This is a genomic window from Pelosinus fermentans DSM 17108, from assembly GCF_000271485.2.
Classification (GTDB): domain Bacteria; phylum Bacillota; class Negativicutes; order DSM-13327; family DSM-13327; genus Pelosinus; species Pelosinus fermentans.
In genome coordinates this window covers 2,387,767-2,406,352 of record NZ_AKVN02000001.1, presented here as the reverse complement: position 1 = coordinate 2,406,352, position 18,586 = coordinate 2,387,767, and the positions used below count along the sequence as shown (strand labels likewise).

Below are 18,586 nucleotides of genomic sequence, written 5' to 3'. Positions count from 1 at the left end.
GGCTAATGGTTGCTTTCTTCGTTTGGATTTCGTTCATCATTATAGTATTCTTCGCGCACCAAGGTATCTTGCTTGATAATAAGGCTTTGATAAAGCTGTTATTGTTACTCTTTCTGCAGCAGAGCTGGCATGAATAAACTGATCATTACCAATATATATTCCCACGTGGGATGGACCTGGCTCATAAGTGCTAAAAAAAACTAAATCTCCAGCTTGTAGCTCAGATACATGGATTACCAGTCCAACTTTAAATTGTTCATCAGCCATACGAGGCATAAAGATACCATATTGGTTATAAATATAGTATATAAATCCCGAACAATCAAATCCACTCGGAGAAGAACCACCCCATTGATAAGGAATATTAATAAACTTTTGTGCAAAAGAACCAATGTTTTTTTCTGGTCTTCTTGTCATCTGGCCTCGACTGCTTATGCTGCTTGTTTTATACTGATGCAGCGCAACAAGTGTTTGAGTGCCTACAATACCATCAGCCTCAAGGTCGCAGGCTTCTTGGAACCGGATAACAGCATTTAATGTACCAGAACCAAATTTTTCATCAAGTTCTCCCGAGTAAAACCCAAGTTCCTGCAGCTTACTTTGTAATAAATACACAGCTTCCCCAGACATACCTAGTTGCAATTTTAAACTCTGTGCTTCAGCAGAGCCATATATGATAAAAAACATTACGCAGCATACAACTAAACGTATTATATTTTTCGATATTTTTATCATAGATTCTCCTTAAATTTTATTGACATATCTATATTAGATACGTATAATTAATATTCGTGGGTAAAGAATATAATATTATATATTTCTTAAGGTATCCATTTACAGGGGCATAGCCAAGTTGGTAAGGCACGGGACTTTGACTCCCGCATCCGTTGGTTCGAGTCCAGCTGCCCCTGCCATTTATAACTTAAAATATAACTCCAATAGCATTCAGTATTTTACTGGATGCTATTTTACTAACTTTTTTACATATTTATCCCAATTATCACATACTTATAGCTTATTCTAATTTCGAACAAAAGACAAGTACTCCTTTGCATATTTATTTCCATATATAATATTAGTTAAATAATCTAAAAATTCCTTCAATTTATAAAATTTTATTTTTAACCATGATCTGACATAAAATAAAAAGCAGACCTTTAGCCTGCTTTTCTAAATGTAATTAATGTTCTTCATTTTTGCTAGTAGCGATTATCATTTCTGCTATGCGTTGAGGCACTTCTTCGTAGTGAGAAAAGTTTAAATCAAAATAGCCGCGTCCTTGGGTAATAGAACGTAAATCAATTGCGTAACGAAACATTTCGGACATGGGAACTTGTGCTTTAATAACCCCAGCTCCTTGAGTAATAGGTTCCATTCCTTGAATTCGTCCACGTTTACCATTTAAATCAGCAATTACATCTCCCATAAAAGAATCTGGTACATTTATATTAACATTGCAAATTGGCTCTAATAATGCCGGCTTTGCCTGTAAAGCGCCTTTACGTAAAGCCATTGTACTGGCAATTTTAAATGCCATTTCTGAAGAATCAACATTATGATACGAACCATCATATAGAGTTACTTTAACATCTACCATTGGATAGCCACCTAAAATACCACCTACGAGTGCTTCACGCACTCCTTTTTCAACAGCAGGAATATATTGACGCGGTACAGCTCCACCAAAAATGGAATCAACAAATTCGAAATTAGTCCCCATTGGTAATGGATCTAATTGTAACCATACATGCCCGTATTGCCCATGACCACCACTTTGCTTTTTATGCTTTCCTTCTACTTTGACAGAACCACGAATGGTTTCCCTATAAGGAACCTTAGGATCCGATAATATTACATCTACACCAAATTTACGTTTCATACGTTCTGCCATAATGTCCGTATGTAATTCCCCGATGCCACTAACCAATAATTGTTTCGTTTCCACATTTTTTACAACTTTAAATGTTCTATCTTCATCCATAAGACGATTTAAAGCATTTCCAATTTTGTCTTCATCGCCTTTATTCTTCGCTTCAATGCTCATCGTAAACATCGGTTTAGGATACGTTATCGGTTCAAAAATTATAGGCTTATCTTTCTCACATAGTGTATCACCTGTTCCTGTCTCCTGCAGTTTTGCCACAACAGCAATATCACCAGCATATATAGCATTTAAAGGTTCTTGATGTTTGCCACGCAATGTAAAAAGATTTCCAAACCTCTCTATTTTTTCCTTAGATGCATTATATATCATACTGTCAGGTTTCATAGATCCTGAAAATATGCGTATATAACTAAGACGCCCAACGAAAGGATCGGCAGTTGTTTTAAATACTAATGCTGAAAAACCATCCGAAGCTTTTCTCTCCACAATTTCCTTTGACACAGGATGAGTCCCTAAGAAACGACTAGCTTCAGAAGATGGAGTATAATCCAATACTGCATTCATAATTTGTTGTATTCCGATATTTTTATAGGCTGCACCGCACATAACGGGAATTATATTTCCTTGAAAGGCACCTTTTAATATCCCTATTTTTATTTCTTCATCCGATAATTCTTCTCCATCCAGGTATTTAGCTAAAAGATCATCATCTGACTCAGCGACAACTTCAATCAATTTCTGACGAAGTTCCAAAGCCGTTTCTCTTAAATTTTCTGGAATATCTGCCTCTGCTCCCTGGGAACGTTGATTAGGAGAAGATAAAATTGCTTTCATTTTTACTAAATCGATAATGCCCTTAAAGTTTTCTTCTGCGCCAATAGGTAGTTGAATTGGCAGAATAGTGGAACCAAATTTATCTTTCATCTCCTGAATTACATTATGAAAATCCGCATTTTCACGATCCATTTTGTTAATAAAAACAATACGAGGTAAGTTTAGTTCACTAATATATTGCCACGCTTTTTCGGTTTCTACTTCAACTCCTGATGCAGCGCATACTACAACTAAAGCACTGTCTACAGCCCTTAATGTACTTTTTACTTCTCCAACAAAGTCAGCATATCCAGGAGTATCAATAAAATTAATTTTATGATCACGCCATTCACACGGCGCTAACGCCGCACTAATCGTTACTTTTCGTTTAATTTCTTCTGGTTCGAAATCTGTGGTCGTTGTCCCGTCATCCACACGTCCGATGCGAGTTATAGCTCCTGTATTAAATAATAAAGCTTCAGCAACACTTGTTTTCCCTGCCCCACCATGAGCCACAATCCCCACGCTTCTAAGCTTATCACTTCTGTACTCTTTCAAATTAATTCCCCCTATATTAATTTAGCCTTCTACCCATACTAATTAATATAACTTTTTTTACACTTCTCCGCGAATACTGAACATTCCTTCTTTTCAGTTTATTCATTATAAAAATTAATAACCGCCTATTATAGGCGGTTATTCTTTAATCAGCTTACGAACTTTTACAAAACAGCTGCATAATTTTACGCAGTGGCTTAGGTACTGACATAACATAGATTTTTAAAGGTTTCACCGCGTTCGCCTCCCTCATTACTTAACATGATACACACATTATATACTTATATTGTATGCTGCGATGGAGGCATTGGTGTATCTGATATTTATTATTGATTTTGCGCAAGTTCTGCTCGAGATAACATAAAGCATAGATCAGATAACCGATTTAAAGCAATTAATACTTGTTCGTTTACATCTTCTTGCTTTGACAATTTAATAGCTTGCCGTTCTCCTCTTCTAGCAGTAGTACGAGCTAAATCCAAAGCAGCAGCCCCGGCACTTCCACCAGGAATAATAAATTCTTTTAATGGGGGCAGCTTAGCATCAATTGCATCAATATATTGCTCCAATTGTTTTACATGAGCTTCCGTAATATAATATGATTCCTTATTAACACTAGCAAGATCTGCCATGACCATCATTAGCATTTTCTGTACGCTATAAATAACTTCTTTATTATCATTTTTACAGCACCACACCCTTGCTAATCCTAAAGCAGAGTTAATTTCATCAACTATACCATAAGCTTCTACTCTCAAACTATCTTTGTCAATGCGCTCCCCCGTCAATAAACCTGTAGTTCCTTTATCGCCAGTTTTTGTATATACTTTCATGGAAAAATTCCTCCTTAAATCTTATAATAGTCTAACGTTTCATTTAGACGTCAACGAATGATTGCTTATCCGAGAGAAACCTTATAAATAAAGTTCTTTCTCAGTGAAAAAATTCTTAATTTCTCTTTCTGCACTTATCAAACTATCAGAGCCATGAATGATATTTTTTCTAATATTTAACGCGAAATCTCCACGAATCGTACCTGCTGCTGCATCAATAGGATTAGTCGACCCCATCATAATTCTTGAAACTTTAATCGCATTTTCTCCTGCTATTACCATAGCAATAAGAGGACTAGAGGTAATAAAATCGACTAATTCTTGAAAAAATGGTTTATCAGTGTGTTCATAATAATGAATTTCAGCTTGCTTCCTGGTTAATTGCACCATCTTTATTGCAGCAATTTCAAAACCACGTTTTTCAAAGCGATCAATAATTTGCCCACATACACCTTTAACAACAGCATCAGGTTTTAATAGAAGTAAGGTTTTTTCCATAAATATCACCTCTTCAATTTCTTAACGATAGTGTAATGATTCGTTATAATAATTAAGAGCAGATTGTCTAATGTTTTCAATTTCCTTTTCGGTTACTGTTCTGATCACTTTTCCTGGTGCTCCCATCACCAAAGAATTAGGAGGAATTTTCTTATGCTCTGTGATGAGGCATCCTGCACCGATAATACAATTTTCTCCGATTTCTGCATAACTTAATATCGTAGATCCCATACCTATAAGACAATTACTGCCTATATGACAAGCATGTAAAATAACTCCATGACCAACAGTAACATAATCCTCAATAATCGTTTCATAGTCATGCATTGCATGAATCGTGGAATTATCCTGTATGTTCGTAAAGCTGCCAATGCTGATAGGATGAACATCACCGCGTATTACAGTATTAAACCAGATACTGGCATGGGAGGAAATTGTAACGTCACCTATAATATATGCGCCACCAGCCAAAAATACATTATCATTAATTTGAGGAACGGTTCCCTTATAAGGTATTATATTATCTTTCACCCTTTAATTCACCAACTTATTATATATAGTAGCATCTAACTTCTTTATGATTGCCATTAATAACTTAATTGCAGACTGATAATCATCCTGATGGATAATACTGTGATGACTATGTATGTAACGTGTAGGAATACTTAATACCAAGCTAGGTACTCCCTTCGCATGAACATGAATACGCCCAGCATCAGTCCCACCCCCTTCTGTAAATTGCAGTTGATAAGGAATTTGATTTTCATTAGCAATTTCAATAACCAAATCGCGCAATTTTGTATGTGGAATCATACTAGCATCATAAATACAAATCGCAACACCTTTACCTAATTTACTCGATGCCTGATCTTCAGAAATACCTGGTGTATCCCCAGCAATACAAGTGTCAATCGCAAATGAAAGATCTGGATTGACAACACCTGCACTAGTTGTTGCGCCCCGTAAACCAACTTCTTCTTGGACAGTTCCTACCCCATATACAGTATTTGAATGTTTTTCTAAAGCAAGTTGCTCCATAACCTCCGCCATTATGGCACAACCAATTCGATTGTCCCAGGCTTTAGCCATTAAAAGTTTTTCATTTGCCATAACAGTAAATTCGCTATATGGAACAATCGCATCACCAGGACGAATTCCAAATTTAACTTTAGCCTCTTCTTCACTACTAGCCCCAACATCAATATACATCTCACGCTTTTGTACGACCTTCTTGCGGTCTTCAGGAGTCAGAACATGAGGCGGCTTACTACCAATAACACCTGGAATATCGCCTTTGGCAGATAATAATGTAACTTTTTGCCCTAGCATAACTTGTTCCCACCAACCGCCTAGAGTGACAAATTTAATAAAACCTTCTTTGGTAATATTTTTTACCATAAATCCAATTTCATCCATATGACTGGCTAGCATAATTTTAGGCCCAGGTTGTTGACCTTCTTTTTCAAATATGATACTGCCTAACTTATCATAGGATACCGTTACATGATTATTGACTTTTTCTAACAGTAAATCCTTTACACGTTGCTCAAATCCCGATACTCCAGGAACCTCCGATATTTTCTTTAACCATACTAATGTCTTATCCACAATATCCTCCTTTATTTCTATAAGTGTACTTTCAAAAAAACAACTATACATTCACGATTGATAAACCCATATAGTGAAATAGTTTAGAAATGGCGGATTAATCGCTATTCTTATTTTTCAATGATTCCATCTATAATATCTTCTATTGCAATACATACACCCCAAAAAGAAAACAGATTTCTCCTGGTATTGTTTTCTATTTCGCATAATAAAATTCCTCTTTTGCCTACTTTAATTCATAAAAGAGCTAATAAATGTACTTACTAATCCCACCATACCCATTCTAAATCGTAAAAAGGTTATCCCATCGCTAGGATAACCCAATGAAAATTTTTAATCTTATATTGATTCAACAATTAAATATGATGATTATCCACATTAAAACATTGATAGGACTTTAAATTACGGATTGCTACTAATGCCTTTCCAATAAGTTGACCAACATCTCCAATGTTGTCCTCTAATTCGCAAATTTTTTCGCAATTTTCCAATAAATCCTTTTTATAGATTACGTAATTGGGTATCCTCTCTTCTTTTGTAATATCTTCTATGCGATTAAGTATGGTAATAACCGCAGAATAGCATAATAGCCTTTCCGTATTATTTTCCTTTTTGAGATTACGTACTAAGACCTCAATCTGTTCTAAAGCATTTTTAACTATCATCTGCAACTCTCTCTTCCTTCCTAATTGTATGTACAAGATTCGTCGAGAAATTATAAACTCCTGCATATGTATACCTAATGTTGCTTTCCTTTAACTAAGATTATTCGTTCAATTATCACCTACTCTGTCTAGTAAGCATACAATGTAGTAAGTCACAAGAATACGCATGAAAAAAGGAGGAATAATTATGGGCTTCGGGTTTGGAGGTAATGGCAACGGCCGTGGTGGTAATTGGTCTATTATTATCATCATCATCATTTTGTTATTTTTCTGCTGTTCATCTGATGATTTTTCCTCTTGCTGATATTTCTAAATTACTTTAGAAAATTTAATTATACAATGAAAAAGTACTTTACGCAAAGCATAAAGTACTTTTTTCATTGTACACCCCAGTCTTTCTATTGTTTTTCAATTATGTCAATTATTTCTTCTAAACTACTTTTATTAAATTGATATTTAGCACTACAAAAAGGGCAACAAACTTCAGCTTCTCCATCTTCAGCTAAAATGTCGTTGATCTCTTCTGCACCGAGACTAACCAGCACTTTCTGTACTTTTTCCAAGGAACAAGTACATTTAAATTCCAAAGGAAATTCTTCATAAATGGTAACTGCTAATCCAGCAAATATTCGATTTATAATACCAGCTGCATCTAATCCCTCGCTTATCAATTGGGAAATGGACGGTAATAAAGCTATATTTTTTTCAATCTTACTTAAAACCTCATCATCAGCATTGGGTAACGCCTGTACCATAAATCCTCCAGCCGCAGTAACAATCATATCCGGCTGCACTAAGACACCTAAAGCTACTGTTGACGGAGTTTGCTCTGAAATATATAAGTAATTAGTAATATCTTCAGCTATTTCACCACTCACTAATTCTGCACTACCTGTAAAAGGCTGTTTTAAACCTGTAAATCGAGTAACAGATATCTGCCCTTTACCAACGGCATGACCAACATCTAACTTCCCCTCTCGTAAGGGTAAGTGGACATGTGGATTTTTAACATATCCACGAACGCTTCCATTGGCATGAGCATCAGTAACAACCTCACCTAGAGAACCATCTCCACTAATTTTTATTGTAATGCTCTCATTTGTTTTAAGATTTGCAGCTAATAATAGAGCTCCAGTCATAGTCCGTCCTAAAGCAGCAGCTGCTACTGGATAACAATCATGGCGTTTTCTAGCCTCTTCTACTAGGGTTGTAGTCACTGCAGCAAAAGCCCGCACTCCCCCCACTATAGTTGCCCTTGTAATATGGTCTCCCATGATTCCCTCCCTTTATAACCTTTCTGACATTAAAACTTGCCCACTCGCAGCATCTAAAACCTCAATAGTATCTCCTGTTAACCTAGCAAATGTACCAAGTCCATCGGCTCTCTTGGACATCGCTGGCGATCCCGGATTCAAATACACAATATTATTATTTTTTTCCAGTACTGCGACATGAGTATGCCCTGTAATAAATAAATTCGCCTTAAACTTGATCGCCATTTCCTTTTTAGCATCCTCTGTAAGATTATGTCCATGCGTAGCAATAATATGTAAACCATCTACCACCATATAAGCGTAGGGTGACTGTATGGGCATAGTTAATACCATGCTATCAACCTCAGCATCGCAATTACCACACGCTGCTATGATGGGAATAGGACAATTATTCAGTACATTTGCTAATTGCTTAGGATTGTATTCTGCAGGAATATCATTTCGTGGACCATGATATAGTATATCTCCAGCGTGAATAATAAAATCACACTGCGTAAAATATTTTTCATAAATTGTTTCCCATGTTTTTGCACAACCATGAGTATCACTGATAATACCAATATTCATGTAATCACTCACCATTTCCCTGGAAATATTTTACTTTTACTATATTTGTCTTAATAAATTAGCCATTTCAATAGCGGTTACTGCAGACTCAAAACCTTTATTTCCTGCTTTCGTACCTGCTCTTTCAATTGCTTGTTCAATGCTTTCTGTGGTAAGAACACCAAAGATAGTAGGAACACCTGTAGCCATACCTACGTGAGCTACTCCTTTAGATACTTCTGCACATACATAATCATAATGACTAGTACTGCCTCTTATAACAGTACCTAAGCATATCACAGCTTGATATTTATTGCTGTTAGCCATTTTCTGTGCTACTAAGGGTATTTCAAATGCACCAGGTACCCAAGCAACTTCAATATCTTCTTCCTTTACACCATGTCTTTTAAGACCATCTAATGCTCCATCCAGCAGCTTACTGTTTATAAACTCATTGAATCTCGCCACTACAACACCAATTTTTAATCCTTCAGCTACTAATTGTCCTTCAATAAATTTTACCATATTCTTATTCCTCCCCATATTGTTTAAGTAAATGCCCTAACTTTACTTTTTTAACCGATAAGTAACGTTGATTGAATTTATTCGCTTTAATTTCCACAGGCACTCTTTCCGTAATCGTTAATCCATAACCTTCTAAACCAGCTCTTTTTTTTGGATTATTGGTAAGCAGCTTGATACTTGTTAACCCCAAATCAACTAATATTTGAGCTCCAATCCCATAATCTCTGAGATCTGGTGCAAAACCCAATATTTCATTTGCTTCTACTGTATCCTTGCCCTGATCCTGCAATGCATAAGCGCGGATTTTATTGGCAAGACCAATTCCACGACCTTCTTGGCGCATATAAACCAGGACTCCTGCTTCTTCCTGACTAATACGCTTTAATGCATTATCTAGTTGTTCGCCGCAATCACAGCGCATTGATCCTAATACATCACCCGTTAAGCATTCTGAATGTATACGCACCAGTACATTTTCTTTACCTGCCACTTCACCTTTTACTAAAGCAACATGACATTGATTATCTAATTTGCTTTCATAAGCAACTAATTGAAAATCGCCATATTTAGTTGGCATTTTTGTTTCTGCACCGCGTATGATAAATGATTCATTAGCCTTCCGATACTTAATTAATTCTGCAATGGAAATGATCTTCAGATTATGCTTCGCAACGAATTCCAGCAGGTCTGGAACTCTAGCCATTCTGCCATCATCATTCATAATTTCGCAAATTACACCTGCAGGGTAACATCCAGCTAACTTTGGTAAGTCAACTGCAGCTTCCGTATGCCCTGCACGTCTTAAGACCCCGCCTTCCACATACCGCAATGGGAAAATATGACCTGGTCTTCTAAAATGTTCTGGAAGAGCATTGGGGTCTAACATGGCCCTAATCGTTTCTGCTCTTTCATGGGCTGAAATACCTGTTGTCACAGTATGTGCATCAACCGATACTGTAAAAGCAGTACAATTTGGATCCGTATTGTCACATACCATCGCGCCAATACCCAGTTCGTCCAATTTAGAACCAATAACTGGCATACAAATAAGCCCACGTCCATGAGTCGCCATAAAATTAATAGCCTCAGGAGTCACTTTATCCGCAGCCATTAATAAGTCGCCCTCATTTTCTCTATCATCATCATCAACCACCACGATGATTTTACCATTTTTAATGTCTTCAATTGCTTCTTCAATCGTATTAAATTTCATGTTCAGTCCTCCAATTTATAGTGTAAACCCATTTTTTTCTAGAAAATTCATGTTAATAGCAGAAGTTTTAGATTGTTGTTGAGCTGAGTCTAAATTTAGCAGCTTCTCTACATATTTTCCAATAACATCTGCTTCTAGATTTACGACATCCCCCGTTTTCTTAAATCCTAATGTAGTGGCAGAGGCGCTATGAGGTATTAATGATACAGTAAACCAATCCTGTCCATAATCTACGATAGTGAGACTGATACCATCAATTGCAATGGAACCTTTTTTTACAATATAACGCATAACCTCGGAACCAGCCTCTATTTTAATAATTACGGCATTATCATTATTATCTTTAGCTCGAATGATTCCAATACCATCAATATGCCCGCTTACGATATGACCGCCAAAGCGATCACCAATACTAAGAGTTCTCTCAAGATTTACCTTAGAACCAATTTGTAAATTTGCCAGAGCTGTACTATCCACTGTTTCTGGCATAACATCAGCCGTAAAGTAATTTGCATCATATTCAACTACCGTAAGACAAGTTCCATTAACAGCAATACTATCGCCTAATTTAACATCTTGTAAGACCTTCTTTGCAGCTACCGTTAAACGCACAGATTTTACACCACGTGCAATGGCTTTGACTTTACCTAATTCTTCCACAAGTCCGGTAAACATCTCGTCCCTCCCGGTTACGCAGATATGCGCTGATTAATATATCTTTTCCAATTGATTCCATATGTATATCTTCAAATCCTTTGGCGTCATTTACATCGGCTATCCCTTTTCCGCCAACTGGGCCTGGAGCATCTGCGCCACCAACTATTTTAGGAGCAATAAACCAATTGATTTTATCAACCAAATTATCTTCTAGAACAGAAGCATTGATGGCAGCTCCGCCCTCAATCAAAATACTCGTAATTTGCTGCTCACCTAATATGTTAAATAAATGAGACAAATTCACACCAGCCGTTGTCTTCTCACACTCGATTACTTCCACACCACAAGCTCTGAGGGTATCAATTTTTTCTTGAGGTGCTTTATCGGTAACAGCAATCATCGTTCGCGCTAATCCATCCGTAACGACATTAGAATGAATTGGTGTGCGTGCCATACTGTCAACGACCACACGAATCGGATTTTTCCCCTGATACGTCAGACGAGTAGTTAAAGTGGGGTTATCAGCGAGCACCGTACCAATCCCGACTAAGATAGCGTCATAAGTGTCTCGTAATTGATGAACATAAATTCGTGATTCTGCCCCTGTAATCCATTTAGAATGTCCTGTATAAGAAGCAATTTTCCCATCTAAAGACATGGCACTTTTCAAAAGTACAAAGGGCTTTTTCGTAGAAATCCATTTAATAAACGTTTCATTTAGCTTTGCTGCTTCCTTTGCCAAGACGCCCTCTACTACTTCAATCCCAGCCTCACGCAGCCTAGAAATGCCTTGACCGGCTACTAAGGGATTAGGATCTGTCATGGCAATAATTACTTTTTTAATACCAGCTGCAATTAAAGCTTCCACACATGGTCCTGTTCTGCCATGATGAGAGCAAGGCTCTAATGTAACATAGATACTCGCATCATAGGCTAAATCTCCAGCTTGCTGCAATGCATTAATTTCAGCATGGGGCGTACCGGCTTTTCTATGCCATCCTTCGCCAACCACTCGTCCATCACGAACAATCACCGCTCCAACCATAGGATTTGGACTGGTACGACCTTTGGCATACTGAGCTAAAGCTAATGCCTGCCCCATATACTTTTCATCCATAATTGACCCTCCAAAAAAATTAAGCTGTTAAAAAAGTTTAAAAACTTTTTAACAGCCTCATAGAACATTAGAAGAATGCAACATTGATTAAGCCTTATATAAGACTTAAATCATCACCTTTTTCCATCCAGACTATACTGTCGGCTCCGGAATTCCACCGGATCAGCCATACGGCTCGCGGGCTAATCACCGCCGGTAAGGAGTTAAAAGATCGCTCTTTTTCACCTTGCCCCAAAGGCTTACTTATTCAATTACTGTATATGTTACCAGCATTAAGGAAAATAATCAAGTCCCTCTAATTTCACAAATCGCTTTTTTTATGTCATCTGCCTGATATATCGCAGAACCTGCTACTAAAATATTGGCACCTGCTGCTACAACTTCTCTAGCCGTTACTGGATTTATGCCTCCATCAACTTGTATATCAACCTTCAGATTACGTTCATCAATCATTCTTTTTAGTTTCGCTATTTTAGGAATCATACTAGGGATAAATTTTTGACCGCCAAATCCCGGATTTACAGTCATTAATAAGACCATATCCACTTCTCCAAGTACTTCTTCGATTGAAGATAGCGGTGTTGCCGGATTAAGGGATACTCCCGTTTTTAGCCCTAGTTCTCGAACACATTGCAAGATTCTATGTAAGTGTGGAGCTGTTTCAACATGGATTGTTAAAAGATCGGCTCCTGCTTTAGCAAAGGGTTCAATGAAATCTTGAGGATTATTAACCATTAAATGTACATCAAATAACAATGTAGTAACCTTGCGAATCGCAGCTACAACAGGTGGTCCAAAAGTAAGATTCGGCACAAAATGACCATCCATTATGTCGATGTGCAACATATCAGCACCTGCTGCCTCTACTAGTTTTATATCTTCAGCTAACTTCGAGAAATCAGCTGAAAGAATTGATGGTGAAATTTTAATCATACTATTTAAAATCCTTTCTTCTTATCTTGAATTTCTGCCAATATTTCAGTATAGGAATGATAGCGTTGCTCCTGAATGCGCCCCTCTGCCACTAACTGCTTTACAGCACACTGAGGCTCTTTTAAATGCAGGCAAGTGTTAAATTTACACTCATGCACCACAGCTGCAATTTCAGGAAAATAGTACATCAATTCATTTTTTTTCACATTCTCAAACTCAGTGAAGCTAAAACCTGGCGTATCTACTACAAATCCCCCACTAGAAAGAGGCAGCAATTCAGCAAAGCGAGTCGTATGTTTACCACGTCCTATCTTTTCACTGACTTGGCCAGTTACCAATGTAAGCCCCTCTTCTACAGTATTTAAGATTGTAGACTTACCAGCCCCAGAGGGACCGGCAAATACGCTAATCTTCCCAGCTAGTTGATTACGTAACTCTTCTATGCCAACACCCATCTTAGCAGATATCGTAATCACACAATAGCCAATGCTACGATATAGTTCGAGAATCGGTCGTAATTCCTCACTATCTGCTAAATCAATTTTATTAATACAGATAACAATATCTAAATCTGACATTTCAGCCAATACTAGAAATCGGTCTATTAATACGGTATTAATATCTGGGCTTACTGCTGCAAAAGTGATGATCACTTGATCGATATTCGCAATCATCGGCCGTTGCAGCATACTACGACGCGGTAAAATCTTTTCAATGATTCCCTTGCCATTTTCTGTTATATTATATTCTACTTCATCCCCTACTAGAAGAGAAAAGCGTTCTTTCTTAAAACGTCCTCGCAAAGTACACATTGTTACTTTCGCATTGGTCTTCACATAATAAAAACTATTATATGTTTTCAATATCACCCCATGCTGCACTTTTTTGCCTCCTGTTATATTGTTTGCTCTTGCAACAATACACCATTTATATATACTTGTACTCTAACCTGTCCTACACCATCAACTGTTTTTTCAACCTTATCACCAGGCTTGTGTACATTTTCATAAACTACACGCCGTCCATTTGTATCTGTTATGACGATTTGTACTGCCTGCCGTATTGCTCCTTCAGGAACAGTGATCTGCACTACAGCCTTCTTGGTAGCACTAGTATTACCCTTTGCAACCGTTAAATCAACAGATGCACCTTCTGTAATCTCAGCAGCAGGACTGGGGTTTTGCCCAATAATCGTTCCAGAAGGATATTTGTCACTCACTTCTTCTGTTACTTTACCAACCTTTAATTTTAGGCTTTCAATTTGAGTATTTACAGTATTAATTGGCGTTCCACGGAAATCTGGCAAAGCAAATTTGCGCGGACCAGCACCTTTACTTACAACAAGATCAATCGCTGTATTTTTATTAACCTGTGCAGGTGGCCGCGGCTGCTGATTAATAATAACATCAACAGGCGTATCAGCATTAAACTGCTCATCAATTCTCCCTACCACAAGTCCTGCATTTTTAATTTGCAGCTCTGCATCTCGCCGGCTAAGTCCTCTAAGATCAGGAACTACAGTAATTTCGCCACCCTTACTAACGACAAGATTAATCATACGCTGCTCTTTTACAACGTTGCCAGCTTCTGGAGATTGAGAAATAACATGTCCGGCTGGTATTTTATCACTAAATGATTCGGATACATTCACTCGCAAGTTTTGATCTACTAAAAGACTGCGGGCAACCTCAACTTGCTTACCAATAACATTAGGCACAGTAACTTCATTGTTGCTCCAGAACTTACCAAATGCGAAAAAGGCACCGATCATAAAACCAAATAGCAGTAATAATACCAGTCCCCATACTACTCGTTTGGAATGATTTTTTTTCTGCAAATGATTATTATCCGCTTCTAGCGCAGTCCCCGAATTGGCTTGAGATATTATGGGTTCATCTAAACGCGGCAATATCTGTGTAGGGAAATCTCCTCTTGATAAGCGCCGCGTATGATCATCTCTGAAATAATTTTGTACGGACTTTAAGTCCGTAATCATTTCACCAATATCATTATAACGATTAGACACATCTTTAGCCATTGCCTTTAATACAATAGCTTCTAACAATGGCGGTACCTCTGGTTTTAATTCTCGTATAGGACGAGGCTCTTCTTGTAAGTGCTTTAATGCAATACTAATCGGTGTCTCACCATTAAAAGGCACTGTACCTGTCAGCATTTCGTAAAGGACTACCCCTAAAGAATAAATATCGGATTTTGCTCCAACTGCAGTTCCTTTCGCTTGTTCTGGCGAAAAATAATGCACCGATCCAATAATCGTCGCAGTATGATGCATCGTCACAGAACTTACAGCTCTTGCAATACCAAAGTCTGTAACTTTAATACGTCCTGCACGAGTCATAAGGATATTATGAGGCTTTATATCACAATGCACTAAATTATTCTGATGAGCGTGTTCTAATGCGTCTGCAATATCTGCAGCAATTCTCACAGCCATTTCTATCGGCACTGGCTCTCGCAAAATACGTTCCTTAAGAGTTTCACCTGAAATATATTCCATAACAATATAATGTACTTCATCGTCTTTGCCAACATCATACATATTCACAATATTATGATGAGATAGTCGGGCAGCAGCCTGCGCTTCGCGACGAAAACGAGTAACAAATTCTTCATCATTAGCAAATTGCGAGCGTAGCACTTTTACAGCTACAGAGCGATCTAATAGTTTATCATGAGCACGATAAACATCAGCCATACCGCCGCCGCCAATATGTTCCAAAATAGTATATCTTTTATCAAGAGTTCGATCAATCATGGTGAACTATCACCTCCTTATTGTAATGCCGCCTTAAATACTTGACGAGCCATCGGCGCTGCAATGCTTCCACCAAATCCAGCGTTCTCAACAATTACCGCAATTGCAACTTGTGGATTATCTGCTGGTGCAAAACCAATAAACCAAGCATGAGAATCGCCTTGGGAATTCTCTGCTGTACCAGTCTTACCTGCTACTAATACTCCTGGCAAAGAGGCTGCTGTACCTGTACCATTGCGAACTACCCTCACCATCATCTTATTAATTTCATCAGCAAGTTGAGGAGTTGTGGGAGTAAGCCATTCTTCAGGTGCAAACGTTTTTATAAGACTTCCATCTAAGCCTGTTATTTTGTCAACAAGATAGGGTCTCATAATTTTCCCCTCATTTGCGAAACTGCTTGCTAACATAGCCATCCGCAAAGGAGTAACTAATAAACTTCCTTGTCCAATACCTGTTTGCGCTAGATCTCCATCTCCTAAAGAAGAAAAATCAGGCAAATGAGAAGCAACTTCTTGCAATTCTTGACCAACAGAACGTTTAAATCCAAATCGCTCAAAGATATTTTCCATTTTTTTATACCCTAATTTTAAAGATAATGTACCAAAAAATACATTGGACGAAACAGCTAATGCTTCTTCTAAATTAATATTCCCATAAGCTTCTAAATGGCTTTCTTGTAAACTATAGTCTGGTGGAATTTTTAAAGCCGCTTCACAATATATTTTTTCTTTTAAATCGATTACCTTTTCCTTGCGTGCTGCCTCTGCAATCATAACCTTAAGCGTAGACCCTGGAGGATATAATCCCTGGGTTACTCGGTTTAACAAAGGACTGCTTTTATCAGTAGAAATATGTTTCCATTGCTGATCAATTTCATTAGGGTCAAAGCTTGGTTTGCTTACCATCGCTAATATAGCTCCTGTATTAGGATTGATCGCCACAATTGCACCTTTATGATTACCAAGTGCTCTATAGGCTGTTTCCTGCACAGTGGCATCCAATGTTAACACTACATTATTACCAGACCTGTTCGTTAATAAATGGCTTACAGCACCTAAATGAGCAATGGAGGTATTATTTCCTGTTAAGTCTCTACTAAAAGTACTCTCAACACCACTCCGGCCATAGGTAATACTATCATAACCCACTACCTGAGCAGCAATTGCTCCATAAGGATATTCCCGCTTAAAACTCTCTCCTACTTTTTTACTATATGCTAGCTTTTCACCACTCTTATCGAGTATCATCCCCTGGGGAATCATACGAGAAGCTTCAAGAGTACGGCGATTTAAGGGATGCGCTATTAAAAAATCACTTTGAACCACTTGAATATAAGTTAAATAAAAAAGTAAAACAACCAATAAACTTAATAGTCCAAAAGCAACCTTACGAATATTCGTAGCCAAATCATTCATGTCATTTCGCATCGCAGCCTCTCACTTCCGATATGGAAAATAACATACCGAGTAAAATAAAATTAGAAACAATGGAACTCCCGCCATAGCTAATGAAAGGTAAAGTAATACCTGTTAGAGGGAAAAATTTAATGACACCAGCAATAATTAAAAAAGTCTGCAACGCCATGGAAACTGCCAGCCCAGCAGCAACCATCATACTAAAGGGCATTAAAGACAACAAAGATGTTCGAAAGGCACGGTAAATCATAAGGATATAAAGCAAGATGACAGCTCCCGCACCGATAAGCCCCATTTCTTCTCCAATCGCTGCAAAAATAAAGTCTGTATGAACCTCAGGAATCATCGTAGGAAATCCATAAGTGAGACCACTTCCCATGATTCCTCCCGACCCTAAAGCAAATAAAGATTGAACAATTTGATAAGCCCCGCCCGAGGGATCACTCCAAGGATTAAGCCAAATATCAACTCGCAGTTGAATATGAGAATATAAATTATAACAGATTACAGAACCAACTAGAAATGAGATCATGCCAATTATTACATAACTGGATCTGCCGCTAACCATATATGTCATGATAATGGCAAGACCAAAATATAATAAAGCGGCACCCATATCCCGCTGCAAAACAAACATTAACATTCCAAGACCCCACACTGCTATAAGAGGTGCAATAAATCTTGGATGGGGCAATACAAAGGGGCCATAATGCTTCGTAGCAAGAGTGAGTAATTCCCGCCTTTCACTCAAATAGGCTGCTAAAAACAATACGATAAAGATCTTTGCAAACTCAGAAGGCTGAAACCGAACAGGTCCCATGATGATCCAATTCTTATTCCCGCCAATGTCTACTCCAAATAATATCGCTGATAATAATAATCCAACACCAATAAAACCACAAATATACTTAAAGTAAGCTATTTGTTCTAACCGCTTAGCAAGAATTGCTGAGATTAGAAAAGCACTTAAACCCACACCTACCCACATCACTTGCAGCATGAAAAGCTCTGGTTTAAGTCTCAAAATGATGATTAGCCCTATTCCAACTAATAAAGATGCCAAAGGTAAAAACAAAGGATCACCAGTATGTCCAATTTTGCATAATACTATATTGACAGCCATAAATCCGGCAAAGATGAAAGTGACTGCCCCTAGTGTCTGATAATTTAGAACACTATGAGCTAAGTTAACTGCTAAAATTCCATTTAACATAATTATACCTGCAACTACAAGCAAGTTACGCTCCAGTTGTCGTGTGTTAATCAT

At 37.7% G+C, this 18,586-nt stretch carries 18 protein-coding genes, 1 tRNA gene and 1 riboswitch; of the genes, 1 reads left to right on the top strand and 18 read right to left on the bottom strand.

Annotation, left to right across the window (positions count from 1 at the left end):
- Positions 1–39: 39 nt before the first annotated feature.
- Complete coding sequence (locus FR7_RS10965) at positions 40–735, bottom strand: C40 family peptidase (RefSeq protein ID WP_007934615.1); 696 nt, start codon at positions 733–735, stop codon at positions 40–42.
- A 103-nt stretch (positions 736–838) separates the two neighbouring features.
- Between FR7_RS10965 and FR7_RS10960 the strand changes: the two genes are divergently transcribed.
- Positions 839–914: transfer RNA gene (locus tag FR7_RS10960), tRNA-Gln, on the top strand.
- A gap of 266 nt (positions 915–1,180) precedes the next feature.
- On the opposite strand, the gene fusA is transcribed toward FR7_RS10960, so the two are convergent.
- From fusA to FR7_RS10875, 17 genes are all read right to left on the bottom strand, one after another.
- A complete protein-coding gene (fusA, locus tag FR7_RS10955) occupies positions 1,181–3,256 on the bottom strand; it encodes an elongation factor G (protein ID WP_007934617.1) in 2,076 nt (691 codons plus the stop codon).
- Positions 3,257–3,582: 326 nt separating this feature from the next.
- The gene (locus tag FR7_RS10950; RefSeq protein ID WP_007934619.1) at positions 3,583–4,089 is read right to left on the bottom strand and encodes a cob(I)yrinic acid a,c-diamide adenosyltransferase; all 507 of its coding nucleotides are present in this window, start codon (positions 4,087–4,089) and stop codon (positions 3,583–3,585) included.
- 81 nt (positions 4,090–4,170) lie between these two features.
- Entirely contained in the window at positions 4,171–4,587 is a 417-nt protein-coding gene (gene ndk, locus FR7_RS10945) for a nucleoside-diphosphate kinase (protein WP_007934628.1), read from the bottom strand.
- Positions 4,588–4,608: 21 nt separating this feature from the next.
- On the bottom strand, positions 4,609–5,118 hold the full coding sequence (locus FR7_RS10940) for a gamma carbonic anhydrase family protein (protein ID WP_007934629.1): 510 nt from the start codon (positions 5,116–5,118) through the stop codon (positions 4,609–4,611).
- A 3-nt stretch (positions 5,119–5,121) separates the two neighbouring features.
- On the bottom strand, positions 5,122–6,195 hold the full coding sequence (locus FR7_RS10935) for a M42 family metallopeptidase (RefSeq protein WP_007934631.1): 1,074 nt from the start codon (positions 6,193–6,195) through the stop codon (positions 5,122–5,124).
- 356 nt (positions 6,196–6,551) lie between these two features.
- On the bottom strand, positions 6,552–6,860 hold the full coding sequence (locus FR7_RS10930) for a hypothetical protein (protein WP_017531403.1): 309 nt from the start codon (positions 6,858–6,860) through the stop codon (positions 6,552–6,554).
- 398 nt (positions 6,861–7,258) lie between these two features.
- On the bottom strand, positions 7,259–8,134 hold the full coding sequence (gene hslO, locus FR7_RS10925) for an Hsp33 family molecular chaperone HslO (RefSeq protein ID WP_007934634.1): 876 nt from the start codon (positions 8,132–8,134) through the stop codon (positions 7,259–7,261).
- 12 nt (positions 8,135–8,146) lie between these two features.
- Positions 8,147–8,701: a phosphodiesterase gene (gene yfcE, locus FR7_RS10920; protein WP_007934636.1), complete on the bottom strand. Its 555-nt coding sequence runs from the start codon at positions 8,699–8,701 to the stop codon at positions 8,147–8,149.
- A gap of 39 nt (positions 8,702–8,740) precedes the next feature.
- On the bottom strand, positions 8,741–9,205 hold the full coding sequence (gene ribH / locus FR7_RS10915; RefSeq protein ID WP_007934637.1) for a 6,7-dimethyl-8-ribityllumazine synthase: 465 nt from the start codon (positions 9,203–9,205) through the stop codon (positions 8,741–8,743).
- A 4-nt stretch (positions 9,206–9,209) separates the two neighbouring features.
- Complete coding sequence (locus tag FR7_RS10910) at positions 9,210–10,418, bottom strand: bifunctional 3,4-dihydroxy-2-butanone-4-phosphate synthase/GTP cyclohydrolase II (RefSeq protein ID WP_007934638.1); 1,209 nt, start codon at positions 10,416–10,418, stop codon at positions 9,210–9,212.
- 15 nt (positions 10,419–10,433) lie between these two features.
- The gene (ribE, locus tag FR7_RS10905; protein WP_007934639.1) at positions 10,434–11,093 is read right to left on the bottom strand and encodes a riboflavin synthase; all 660 of its coding nucleotides are present in this window, start codon (positions 11,091–11,093) and stop codon (positions 10,434–10,436) included.
- Positions 11,062–12,192 carry a bifunctional diaminohydroxyphosphoribosylaminopyrimidine deaminase/5-amino-6-(5-phosphoribosylamino)uracil reductase RibD gene (gene ribD / locus FR7_RS10900; protein WP_007934640.1) on the bottom strand — a complete coding sequence of 377 codons (1,131 nt, stop codon included), beginning with the start codon at positions 12,190–12,192 and terminating at the stop codon, positions 11,062–11,064. The genes ribE and ribD overlap by 32 nt, the downstream gene beginning before the upstream one ends.
- A 111-nt stretch (positions 12,193–12,303) precedes the next feature.
- A riboswitch (FMN riboswitch) is annotated at positions 12,304–12,435 on the bottom strand.
- A 42-nt stretch (positions 12,436–12,477) separates the two neighbouring features.
- Positions 12,478–13,125: a ribulose-phosphate 3-epimerase gene (gene rpe, locus FR7_RS10895; RefSeq protein ID WP_007934641.1), complete on the bottom strand. Its 648-nt coding sequence runs from the start codon at positions 13,123–13,125 to the stop codon at positions 12,478–12,480.
- Between the two features lie 5 nt (positions 13,126–13,130).
- Positions 13,131–14,006: a ribosome small subunit-dependent GTPase A gene (rsgA, locus tag FR7_RS10890; protein WP_007934642.1), complete on the bottom strand. Its 876-nt coding sequence runs from the start codon at positions 14,004–14,006 to the stop codon at positions 13,131–13,133.
- 14 nt (positions 14,007–14,020) lie between these two features.
- Complete coding sequence (gene pknB, locus FR7_RS10885) at positions 14,021–15,901, bottom strand: Stk1 family PASTA domain-containing Ser/Thr kinase (RefSeq protein ID WP_007934644.1); 1,881 nt, start codon at positions 15,899–15,901, stop codon at positions 14,021–14,023.
- 17 nt (positions 15,902–15,918) lie between these two features.
- Positions 15,919–17,331, bottom strand: a complete 1,413-nt coding sequence (locus tag FR7_RS10880) for a peptidoglycan D,D-transpeptidase FtsI family protein (protein ID WP_007934650.1) — start codon at positions 17,329–17,331, stop codon at positions 15,919–15,921.
- Positions 17,321–18,586 (bottom strand): FtsW/RodA/SpoVE family cell cycle protein, encoded by a 1,266-nt coding sequence (locus FR7_RS10875; protein ID WP_007934651.1) that lies wholly within the window; start codon positions 18,584–18,586, stop codon positions 17,321–17,323. Before FR7_RS10875 ends, FR7_RS10880 begins: the two co-directional genes overlap by 11 nt.

Coding starts and splice junctions, on each gene's coding strand:
- FR7_RS10965 (WP_007934615.1), bottom strand. CDS start 735: ATGATAAAAATATCGAAAAATATAATACGTTTAGTTGTATGCTGCGTA.
- FR7_RS10950 (WP_007934619.1), bottom strand. CDS start 4,089: ATGAAAGTATATACAAAAACTGGCGATAAAGGAACTACAGGTTTATTG.
- ndk (WP_007934628.1), bottom strand. CDS start 4,587: ATGGAAAAAACCTTACTTCTATTAAAACCTGATGCTGTTGTTAAAGGT.
- FR7_RS10930 (WP_017531403.1), bottom strand. CDS start 6,860: ATGATAGTTAAAAATGCTTTAGAACAGATTGAGGTCTTAGTACGTAAT.
- hslO (WP_007934634.1), bottom strand. CDS start 8,134: ATGGGAGACCATATTACAAGGGCAACTATAGTGGGGGGAGTGCGGGCT.
- yfcE (WP_007934636.1), bottom strand. CDS start 8,701: ATGAATATTGGTATTATCAGTGATACTCATGGTTGTGCAAAAACATGG.
- ribH (WP_007934637.1), bottom strand. CDS start 9,205: ATGGTAAAATTTATTGAAGGACAATTAGTAGCTGAAGGATTAAAAATT.
- FR7_RS10910 (WP_007934638.1), bottom strand. CDS start 10,418: ATGAAATTTAATACGATTGAAGAAGCAATTGAAGACATTAAAAATGGT.
- ribE (WP_007934639.1), bottom strand. CDS start 11,093: ATGTTTACCGGACTTGTGGAAGAATTAGGTAAAGTCAAAGCCATTGCA.
- ribD (WP_007934640.1), bottom strand. CDS start 12,192: ATGGATGAAAAGTATATGGGGCAGGCATTAGCTTTAGCTCAGTATGCC.
- rpe (WP_007934641.1), bottom strand. CDS start 13,125: ATGATTAAAATTTCACCATCAATTCTTTCAGCTGATTTCTCGAAGTTA.
- pknB (WP_007934644.1), bottom strand. CDS start 15,901: ATGATTGATCGAACTCTTGATAAAAGATATACTATTTTGGAACATATT.
- FR7_RS10880 (WP_007934650.1), bottom strand. CDS start 17,331: ATGCGAAATGACATGAATGATTTGGCTACGAATATTCGTAAGGTTGCT.
- FR7_RS10875 (WP_007934651.1), bottom strand. CDS start 18,586: ATGATTAACACACGACAACTGGAGCGTAACTTGCTTGTAGTTGCAGGT.